This window comes from Capnocytophaga sp. oral taxon 380 str. F0488 (assembly GCF_000318255.2).
Taxonomy (GTDB): domain Bacteria; phylum Bacteroidota; class Bacteroidia; order Flavobacteriales; family Flavobacteriaceae; genus Capnocytophaga; species Capnocytophaga ochracea.
Genome location: NZ_KB291175.1, coordinates 1 through 10,364, shown reverse-complemented (window position 1 = coordinate 10,364; position 10,364 = coordinate 1). Strand labels below are relative to the sequence as shown.

At 41.5% G+C, this 10,364-nt stretch carries 8 protein-coding genes; 7 read left to right on the top strand and 1 reads right to left on the bottom strand.

The annotated features are described in order from the left end of the window. Window positions 1-236: 236 nt before the first annotated feature. From HMPREF9078_RS01685 to rpe, 7 genes are all read left to right on the top strand, one after another. Window positions 237-716, top strand: coding sequence for a Dps family protein (locus HMPREF9078_RS01685; protein WP_009410597.1), 480 nt, complete (start codon window positions 237-239; stop codon window positions 714-716). A gap of 144 nt (window positions 717-860) precedes the next feature. Continuing rightward, window positions 861-1,715, top strand: a complete 855-nt coding sequence (locus tag HMPREF9078_RS01680) for a hypothetical protein (protein ID WP_009418987.1) — start codon at window positions 861-863, stop codon at window positions 1,713-1,715. Beyond that, on the top strand, window positions 1,708-3,996 hold the full coding sequence (locus HMPREF9078_RS01675) for a DUF5682 family protein (protein ID WP_009418986.1): 2,289 nt from the start codon (window positions 1,708-1,710) through the stop codon (window positions 3,994-3,996). The genes HMPREF9078_RS01680 and HMPREF9078_RS01675 overlap by 8 nt, the downstream gene beginning before the upstream one ends. A 4-nt stretch (window positions 3,997-4,000) precedes the next feature. Beyond that, on the top strand, window positions 4,001-4,474 hold the full coding sequence (locus HMPREF9078_RS01670; protein ID WP_034542534.1) for a DinB family protein: 474 nt from the start codon (window positions 4,001-4,003) through the stop codon (window positions 4,472-4,474). 120 nt (window positions 4,475-4,594) lie between these two features. Then, window positions 4,595-5,149 (top strand): redoxin domain-containing protein, encoded by a 555-nt coding sequence (locus tag HMPREF9078_RS01665; RefSeq protein ID WP_002673497.1) that lies wholly within the window; start codon window positions 4,595-4,597, stop codon window positions 5,147-5,149. Window positions 5,150-5,309: 160 nt separating this feature from the next. Beyond that, window positions 5,310-6,782, top strand: coding sequence for a Fe-S cluster assembly protein SufB (gene sufB, locus HMPREF9078_RS01660; protein ID WP_009418984.1), 1,473 nt, complete (start codon window positions 5,310-5,312; stop codon window positions 6,780-6,782). Window positions 6,783-6,857: 75 nt separating this feature from the next. Continuing rightward, on the top strand, window positions 6,858-7,508 hold the full coding sequence (gene rpe / locus HMPREF9078_RS01655; protein WP_009418983.1) for a ribulose-phosphate 3-epimerase: 651 nt from the start codon (window positions 6,858-6,860) through the stop codon (window positions 7,506-7,508). Window positions 7,509-7,583: 75 nt separating this feature from the next. Here the strand turns inward: rpe and topA are convergent, their stop codons facing one another. Next, on the bottom strand, window positions 7,584-10,061 hold the full coding sequence (topA, locus tag HMPREF9078_RS01650) for a type I DNA topoisomerase (protein WP_009418982.1): 2,478 nt from the start codon (window positions 10,059-10,061) through the stop codon (window positions 7,584-7,586). Window positions 10,062-10,364: the final 303 nt, after the last annotated feature.

The following is a 10,364-nucleotide window of genomic DNA, read 5'->3' as shown; positions in this document are numbered from 1 at the left end:
CCCTTCTCATAGCCTTTTTTCATCAAAAATCCTCTTAACTCACTTCTGATATCTTTCGTTTTTCTCCGCCTCCATTTACTAATCTGCTAATTTTCTAATTCTCTCATTTTCTCATTTTCTCATTCTCTACTATTAATTACCATTATTTTAAAATTAAAAAAATCTATAAATCCAGTAGCTCTTCTTTGCAAAAAAACTGCTATCTTTGCACCGTAGAATTTTTAAAATAACAAATTATGAGTTTAAATACCTTAGGGCTTGATAAAGCCAAAGTAGAAAAAGAAATCGGCTTGCTAAATGTACTGCTTGCCAATTATCAAACGTATTATCAAAACTTGCGCGGTGTACACTGGAACGTAAAAGGAAAACGCTTCTTTGAACTACACGTGAAGTTCGAAGAACTTTATAATACCGCACAAGAACAAGTCGACGAAATAGCTGAGCGTATTCTTACCCTCGGTGGCGTGCCTTTTCACACTCTCGAAAGCTATGTAAAGCACACTTCTGTTCCCGTAGGCGAAAACATTTTCGACGATGATAAAACCGTACGCTTGATAATCAATACCATTAGCACTTTATTACCTTTGGAAAGAGAATTGTTAGACTTCTCCGACGAAATAGGTGATGAAGGGACTAATAATCTAATGAGCGACTTTGTAACCGAACAAGAGAAAACCGTTTGGATGCTCAAAGCCTACCTCAATGAAGTAATTTAATACTGAATTTTGATTAAACGAGGAAGAGGGATTGACTAAAAATAATCAATTCCTCTTTCTTTTTTTGCCAATTCATAATTAATCCCTACCTTTGCACAACTCATAACTCTTAATTGATAACTCATAACTTTTAACTCATAACTAATGAAATATTTAATCACATCTATCCTATTTATCGCAACCACTATCCTCACCGCTCAACACAAAGCCCCTACCGATTGGGAACTCTCAGGACTCAAAGGAAAAGTGAAAAGTCAGCGCAGTATCCCTTATGAGGTAGTTATCCAAGGAAAAACATTCGTAAAAGGAGCTATCGACCGCGATTTGGATACAGTAGTCAAGATAGGTAACCTCGACAATCTTCAAAAAGATTTCAATCCCAATGGATATCTTACTCAAATGCGTTTTTTCTTTAAAAACGGTGAGTTGTACAGTCGTATGGAATACTATTACAATCCGCAAGGGCAACTGTTTGAAACCCGTTACAATTCCGATAAAACCCTTTATGTCTACAACCCCGAAGGCTATCTTATCAAAGATGCAACCTACTCACCTGGGGGCTTCTTAAAAACACATTACAACTATCAAGTAGATACCAATGGCAAAGTGCTAAAAGAGGAAACTTATCACGCCAATCAGTTAGAGTCTACTATAGCTTATACTTACAACAAACAAGGCGACCCTGTCGAGATGCGCTACTACGATGCTCAGGGCAATCTGTTGCAAAGGGTAGAAAGCAAGTTCAATAAACAGCATTTAGCCGAACGCAATCGCACTTACGACAAAGATAATAAGTTGGTGAATATTACTACCAAAAAATACAATAGTCAAGGAGATTGTATCAAACTACAAGCAGAAAATAAACTACCTCAAAAACAGAAGAATGTAGCGACTTACGAGTATAAATACGATAATCGAGGTAATTGGATTGCTAAAACGACTTTCATCAACGGTGAACCCCGACAAATTATAGAACGCACCCTCAGTTATTATGAATAACATTCACTTTTTCGGTGTAAGGCATCTGTCGCCTTCGGCAGCCTATCATTTAATCGCCTTCTTAGAGGAAAACAACCCCAAGTGTATTCTCATCGAAGGTCCTGCCGATGCTACCCCTCTGATGTCTCAAATAGCGCAAAAGGGGGTAAAACCTCCTATCGCTATGCTGGGCTATACTACCGAATTGCCTATCGAAACAGTGCTTTATCCATTTGCATCTTATTCTCCCGAATATCAAGCAATATGTTGGGGAGTAAAGAAGAAGGTAACACTTCGTTTCATCGATTTGCCTTCGGAGAATATGCTGAAATTGAAGCAGGAGCAACGCACGGAGGAAGAAGCCGAAAAAGCCAAAGAATTTTATCTCTACCACAATACCCTCTACAAGCAAATAGCCGAAGAGGGGGGCGAAACCGATTATGAAGATTATTGGGAACGCCATTTTGAACACAATCTCAATCCTGATGCTTTTGCACCCACACTTGCCTTACAATCGGGTGAAATGCGCCAAATGGTCATAGATAAAGAATATGAAAACGCGCCTTTCGATTTCTCGTATAATCTCATTCGTGAGGCATATATGAAACGTGAGATTGCTAAAGCTTGCACCGAGTTCAAACCCGAAGAAATAGTAGTAATCGTAGGGGCTTACCACTTATCAGGTATCCAGAACAGCCTGCCTGCTATGACTGATGACGAGCTTAAAAAGCTCCCCAAAGCTACCTCTCAACTCACTCTGATGCCTTATTCCTATTTGCGTCTCAGCAGCCGCACGGGTTATGGAGCGGGCAATACAGCTCCTTATTACTTTGAGCTGATGTGGCAAACGATGCACGAAAACACCCTCAATCAGCTCTCAGCTGTCTATCTTACTAAAGTAGCCAAAATCTTGCGTGCTCAAGGGCAAAATGCCTCTTCTGCTAGCGTAATTGAAGCGGTGCGCCTTGCCAATGTGCTTTCGGCTATGAAAGGCGGTACTTACCCTGTGTTGCAAGACCTCCACGATGCAGTAGTTACTTGTTTTGGTGGGGGAGACCTTGCTGTGGTAGCCGAAGCTATCAATAAGGTAGATATCGGTACGGCTATTGGGGCATTACCCGAAGGGGTGAGCCAGACGCCCGTACAAGAGGATATGAACCAAGAGCTGAAACGCTTAAAGCTCACCAACTACAAATCGGCGGTAGCGCAAGACCTCACCCTCGACCTGCGTGAGAACTTAAAAGTAAAGACCAAAGAAGCTGCTTTTATAGACCTAAATCGCTCTACATTCCTTCATCGCTTGGAAGTGTTGGGCATTCACTTTGCCACCCAGCAGCACGTACAGCAGGATAAAGCCTCGTGGGCAGAGAAATGGGTGTTACAGTGGAGTCCTGAGGTCGAAATAGAAATTGTAGAAGCTAACCTTAAAGGTGAAACGCTTGAAATAGCCACAGCTTTTGTACTCAAAGAACAGCTCAACGAAAGCACCGACCTTTCGGTGGTGGCTAAAATCATTAGGCAGGCTTGCGAATGTCAGCTTACGCATATTTTTGGCAATGCGCTCAGCACCCTGCAACGCCTTTTGGTAGATAGTAATAGTTTTGCCGAAACTGCCTTTGCCGCACACGAGCTCTCGGTGCTTATACAGTATGGCGACCTGCGTCAGTTCAATCTCGAACCGCTGAAACCTATCTTGCAACAGCTTTTCCTCCGTGCTTCGTTATTACTGATAGATGCTTCATCTTGTGATGACAAAGCCTCTAAGCAAATAGTAGAAGCTATCAATACTATGGAGTTCATAGCCGAACAGCAATACGAATTGGTAGATACTGAAACGTGGCAAAAAGAACTCACCCACCTTGCGTGGCGCGACGATGTGAACACCAAACTCTCGGGAGTAGCCTTTGCTATATTGTTAGAGCACAATTTAGCTACTGAAGAACAATGTGGAAAAGAAGTGTCTCGTCGTCTTTCAGCAGGTGTCCCCGCCGATTTAGGAGCCTCGTGGTTTGAAGGCTTTTCAGGGAGAAATAGATACGCATTGTTATCGCGTACGATTATATGGCAAGAGTTAGACAACTATGTACGCCAGTTGGACGAAGAGCAGTTTATGCGCTCGGTAGTGTTCTTGCGCCGTGCTTTTTCCGATTTTGAGCCTAACCAAAAGAACAGTATCGCTGAACTTTTAGGAGACCTTTGGGGTACTGGCAAAGAAGCTACTGCCGAACTTTTGCAAGAAGTGCTTACGGAAGAAGAGAGTACTAAATTAGATGAACTTAACGACTTTGATTTTGATTTTTAAATATATGAAAGAAGTATTTACCTTATACCGAAAATTGCGTGAGCGACAACTCAAATTGCTCAATAGCTTTACCCCCGAAGAATTAGCAATCATTCCTGCGGGCTTTAAAAACAATATCTTGTGGAATCTCGCTCACTGCGTGGTCACCCAGCAAAATTATTGCTATGCCAATAGCAACCTGCCTACTTATCTCACCCCTGAGTTTGTAGAGCGTTATCGCAAAGGCACCATTCCTGATGGACATATCCCTACTTCTGCCGAGATAGAGGAACTAAAAGACCTTCTCATCAGCACTGTAAATTGGCTCGAAACTGATTATCAAAAAGGAATTTTTAAGCACTATAATCATTATGTAACGGGCATAGAGTACGAACTCAATACTATTGAAGAAGCTATTTACTTCAATATTTCACACGAGGGAGTACATTTGGGAAGTGTATTAGCTTTAAAATGTGCAATTACAGGAAGTAAAAAGTAATTGATTATAAATTAAATAGATGAGTAACACGAAAAGCTATTTGATGTCTGATATTGAAGTAAGTTTCCCAATTAGAAAAAAAAGTATTACCTTTGCAATCGCTATCAATAAAATTAGTTTATGAAAAAACGTACCATACTCAACCTACTACTTATTCTTTTTGTGCTCTCTTTCTTTGTAACTCCTTTGGGGTACGAAAGTAAGATATTACTACAGCGTATCTTCGCCGGATCAGTAGATATTATTCCCGCTGATAAAGCTCGTAAAATAGACTTCGATTGGCAACTGAAAGACCGCAATAATGTGCAGTTTAACTATTCCCAAACCGAAGGTAAGAAACCATCATTTGTATACTTCTTCTCTTCTTGGCGTGAAATCAGTGTAGCCGATCTTTATGCAGTCGAAAAACTCTACGATGCTTATAAGGATAAAGTGGATTTTTACATCATCACCAATGAGCTCCCTGAGCCAGTAGATGAAATGATGCAAAAGCGCAATTTTCATTTCAAAGTTACCTACCTCATTATCGAAGCTCCTAAAAAGCCTTTTGACCCCGATAAGATTCCTGCAGGTTACATAGTAGATAAAAACGGTTATGTACGCGCTCAGAAAGACGGCATTGCACGCTGGAATAGCGATGCAGTACATCAGTTGTTAGACAGTCTTACCCAATAGCTTAACTATAGGCAAACTCTATCTCTCAAACAAAATAATTATAAAGATAGTATTTTAGATTCAATTTAAAGTACTATCTTTGCGCTTTGTAAAATCGCATCTCGGTATAAATAAGAGGAGTTTTTACCTCTTATCTCTTACCTCTTATCTAAAAGCAATTATGACTAAATATACAGAAGAAGAACTTAAAGAAGAATTAGAAAACAGCGAATACAAATACGGCTTTTATACAGATATCGAATCAGAAACTTTTCCTAAAGGGCTCAATGAGGAAGTGGTAATAGCCCTTTCTAAAAAGAAAAACGAACCCCAGTGGATGACTGATTGGCGTTTAGAAGCCTTCCGTGCGTGGCAAGCGATGGAAGAGCCTCCTCATTGGGCGAATCTCAAGTTTGAAACTCCCGACTTTCAAGATATTGCTTATTATTCTGCTCCTAAACAGAAACCTAAACTTAACAGCCTTGATGAGGTAGACCCTCAGCTATTGGAAACTTTCCAAAAACTCGGTATCTCTCTTGAAGAACAAAAACGCCTTGCGGGAGTAGAAGATGAAAAATCTGCCGTAGCAATGGACGTAGTGATGGACTCCGTTTCAGTAGCAACCACTTTTCAAAAAACATTGGCAGAACGAGGCATTATCTTCTGTTCTATCTCCGAAGCGATACAAAAACACCCTGACTTGGTGCGTAAGTACCTTGGTACCGTCGTACCTAAAACCGATAATTTCTACGCAGCTCTTAACTCAGCAGTCTTTTCTGATGGGTCTTTCTGTTATGTACCCAAAGGGGTGCGTTGCCCTATGGAGCTTTCTACTTATTTCCGTATCAATCAAGCAGGAACAGGACAGTTTGAGCGAACCCTCCTCATTGTTGATGAAGGTGCTTACGTCTCTTACCTCGAAGGTTGTACGGCGCCCAAACGCGACGAAAACCAATTGCACGCCGCAGTGGTAGAACTCATCGCAATGGAGGGAGGCGAAATAAAATACTCTACCGTTCAAAACTGGTTTCCTGGTGATAAAGACGGTAAAGGCGGTGTATATAACTTCGTAACCAAGCGCGCTTTGGCTGAGAAAAATGCCAAAATATCGTGGACGCAAGTAGAAACAGGCTCTGCTATTACTTGGAAATACCCTTCAGTAGTGCTCAAAGGGGATAATTCTATAGGCGAATTTTACTCTATTGCGGTTACTAACCACTTCCAACAAGCTGATACAGGTACTAAGATGATACACTTAGGCAATAATACCAAATCCACGATTATCTCTAAGGGTATTTCGGCAGGAAAATCACAAAACAGCTACCGTGGATTGGTGAAAGTAGTGCCTAATGCTAAAAATGCACGCAATTTCTCTCAATGCGATTCCCTATTGATGGGTAACCTCTGTGGAGCGCATACATTTCCTTATATAGAAGCTAAAAATCCTACTGCTCAAATAGAACACGAAGCTACTACCTCTAAGATTGGTGAAGACCAGATTTTCTACTGCAATCAGCGGGGTATTGATACCGAGAAAGCGATTTCACTCATAGTAAATGGTTTTGGCAAGGAAGTGCTTAACAAGCTCCCTATGGAGTTCGCTGTAGAAGCTCAAAAACTCTTAGAGATTTCGCTAGAAGGAAGTGTAGGCTAATGACGATGGTATACTAAAAATTGCTTTTGCTTCATAAAATAAATCACTAAACATTAATCATTAAACATTAAAAATATGATTCTCGCTCCTTCATTATTAGCTGCAGATTTCGGCAACCTGCAACAAGCCATTGAAATGGTAAACGCCAGCGAAGCTGATTGGTTTCATATCGATATTATGGACGGTGTTTTTGTGCCTAATATCTCTTATGGTATGCCCGTGCTTTCAGTGATTCACAAACACGCTACCAAACCGTTAGATATTCACTTGATGATTATTGACCCCGACCGCTATATTAGCACTTTTGCTAAGCTCGGTAGTAATATTCTTACTGTGCATTACGAGGCGTGTACGCACTTGCATCGCACTATACAAGCAATTAAAGCAGAGGGAATGAAAGCAGGAGTAGCCCTCAATCCGCATACACCTGTCGCCTTGTTGGAAGATGTTATTCAAGATATAGATGTACTCTTGCTGATGAGCGTGAATCCTGGGTTCGGTGGACAGTCATTTATTGAAAATACTTATAAGAAAGTGCGTCAAGCTAAAGCACTTATTGAACAAGTAGGGGCACGCGCACTTATAGAAATAGATGGTGGAGTGAGTTTAAAGAATGCCAAAGCACTTGTAGAGGCAGGTGCTGATGCCTTAGTAGCAGGCAGTTTTATCTTCAATGCTACTAACCCTACCCAAATGATTGCGGAATTAAAAAAATCAGTATTATAAGAATACTTATTTTATGATACAAAATAGGCTATCAAGAAAGAAATATTATCTTTTTGATAGCCTATTATTATTGTATTATTTCTTTTTAGAAGGGGCTTTTTTAGGTTTAGGCTCTTTCTCGGTAAGGAGGGCAAGAGCTTGTTCTTTGGTGAAAGTTGCTATATCGGTGTCTTTGGGGAGTTCTACTTTGGTTTTACCTTTGAGGAGGGTAAAACGTCCCCAGCGGGCTTTCTCTATACGGATAGCTCCTTCGTCCCATTCTTTCACTACCTTTTCCGATTCTTTTTTGAGCTTATCTTCTATAAGTTCTTCTACATCTTGCTGACTAAGATGGTCGAAATTGTACTTTTTGGTAACGTTTATATAAGTGTTGTTCCACTTAATAAAGGGACCAAAACGACCTACACCTTTGGTAACTTCCACTCCCTGATAGGTGGCAATAGGAGCGTCAGCTTTTTTCTTCTCGCCGATGAGTTGCTTAGCCCGCTCGAGAGTTACACTGAAAACATCTTCACCTTTATCAAGTGATATAAAAGCATCGCCGTAGCGCACATAGGGTCCGAAACGCCCTACATTCACTTCTACATTCTTACCATCGACAATGCCTAACTGACGAGGAAGCTCGAAGAGTTTGAGAGCTTCTTCAAAAGTAATCGTTTCGATAGACATACCTGCCAATAGACTTGCATAAATAGGCTTTTCGGCATCATCGGGATTACCTATTTGTGCCATAGCCCCATAACGACCTAAGCGTACGCTGAGAGGGCGACCTGATTTAGGGTCGGTACCCAGCACGCGCTCACCTGTTTCACGACCTGTATGTTTTTCAACATTTTCTACTACGGGGTGAAAATGATTATAAAACTGTGTGAGCATCTTTGTCCAATTCTCAGTGCCTTCGGCTATTTCGTCGAAGCTATTTTCTACTTTGGCAGTGAAATTATAGTCCATTATCGTATCGAAATGGGAAACGAGAAAATCGTTTACTACACTACCTATATCGGTGGGGACAAGCTTGCCTTTATCGGCACCTACTCGTTCGCTAAGAGTTTGCGTTTTGATAGTATTGCCTGCAAGGGTGAGTTGCTGATAAGGGCGCACTTCACCTTCGAGTGTGCTACGTTCCACATAACCGCGATTTTGAATCGTAGAAATGGTAGGAGCATAAGTAGATGGGCGTCCGATACCGAGTTCCTCTAACTTTTTCACCAGCGAAGCCTCAGTATAACGAGGTAGTGGACGAGTGAAACGCTCGGTAGCAGTAATATAACGATGCGTAAGAGCTTCTCCTTTTTTGAGATTAGGGAGCATTCCTTCTTGTTCTTCTTCCTCGTCGTCAGTACTTTCTAAATACACTTTTAAAAAGCCATCGAACTGTACCATTTCGCCATTGGCTACGAAGTATTCTTTGTGCTTATCGGCTTCTATCTTTACGGTAGTGCGCTCTATTTGAGCGTCTGCCATTTGTGAGGCAAGGGTGCGTTTCCATATCAGTTCGTATAGCTTATTCTGGTCGGGTTCAGCAGCGATAGAGGTGCGACTCATATCGGTAGGACGAATGGCTTCGTGCGCCTCTTGTGCGCCTTTGCTTTTAGTGGCGAAATTGCGCACTTGACTGTACTGAGCTCCGAAGAGTTGTACGATAGCGTTTTTGGCAGTGTTGAGTGCTTCTTGTGAAAGATTCACGCTATCGGTACGCATATAGGTGATAAAACCAGATTCGTAGAGGCGTTGGGCTACCGTCATTGTTTTGCTTACTGAGAAGTGCAGTTTGCGTGCGGCTTCTTGTTGGAGGGTGGAAGTAGTGAAGGGGGGCGCAGGCATTTTCTTAGCTGGTTTGGTTTCTAATGATTGCACTTTGAAATGCGCTCCGATATTCTGTTGCAAGAAGTTTTCAGCTTCGGCTTGTGTGTTGAAATTCTTAGGTAAAGAGGCTTTTACAACTTTGCCTTCTGAGGTGATAAATTCGGCAGTAATTCGGTAAGAGGATTGCGTTTTGAAGTCTTGTATTTCGCGTTCGCGTTCTACGATAAGGCGTACTGCTACCGACTGAACGCGTCCTGCTGAGAGTCCGCTTTTAATTTTTTTCCACAGTACGGGAGAGAGTTCATAGCCCACGAGGCGGTCGAGTACACGGCGTGCTTGCTGAGCATTCACCAGATTATAATCGATACCACGAGGGTTTTTAATAGCGTTTTCAATAGCCGATTTGGTAATGGAGTTAAAAACGATGCGCTTGGTATTTTCCTTTTTTAGTTTGAGTGTTTCGGAAAGATGAAACGCAATAGCTTCTCCTTCACGGTCTTCATCGGAAGCGAGCCATACTACTTCGGCTTTGGACGTGAGTGCTTTGAGTTCTTTTACAAGATTTTTTTTGTCGTTAGAGATGAGGTAATTAGGTTTAAAACCGTGCTGGATATCTACGCCCAGTTCATTGGAGGGCAAATCGACAATATGCCCATAGCTGGACACTACTTTGTAGTCCTTACCTAAGAACTTTTCAATGGTTTTAGCCTTGGCAGGCGACTCTACAATCACTACATTCTTAGCCATACGCTTGTTTGTTTTTTGAGTTATTGGGTGCAAAAGTACAAAATAATTGCGAAATAGCAAATGAGGGAAAAGGCAATAATACCGGAAATACCAATAATACCAATAATACCGGAAATGCCAATAATGCCAATAATACCGGAAATACCAGTAATCAACTTTGCCAAAGGTGCGAGCCGCACAGGCAGTCGTAGCACGACGGGCAATAGAAAATTAGAGAATTAGGAAATTAGCAAATGGGTGGTAGTGATAAAAAAGGTTTTTTGACGGGGCTGACTTGTCGGACAAATTGGACTGGTCTGAGTT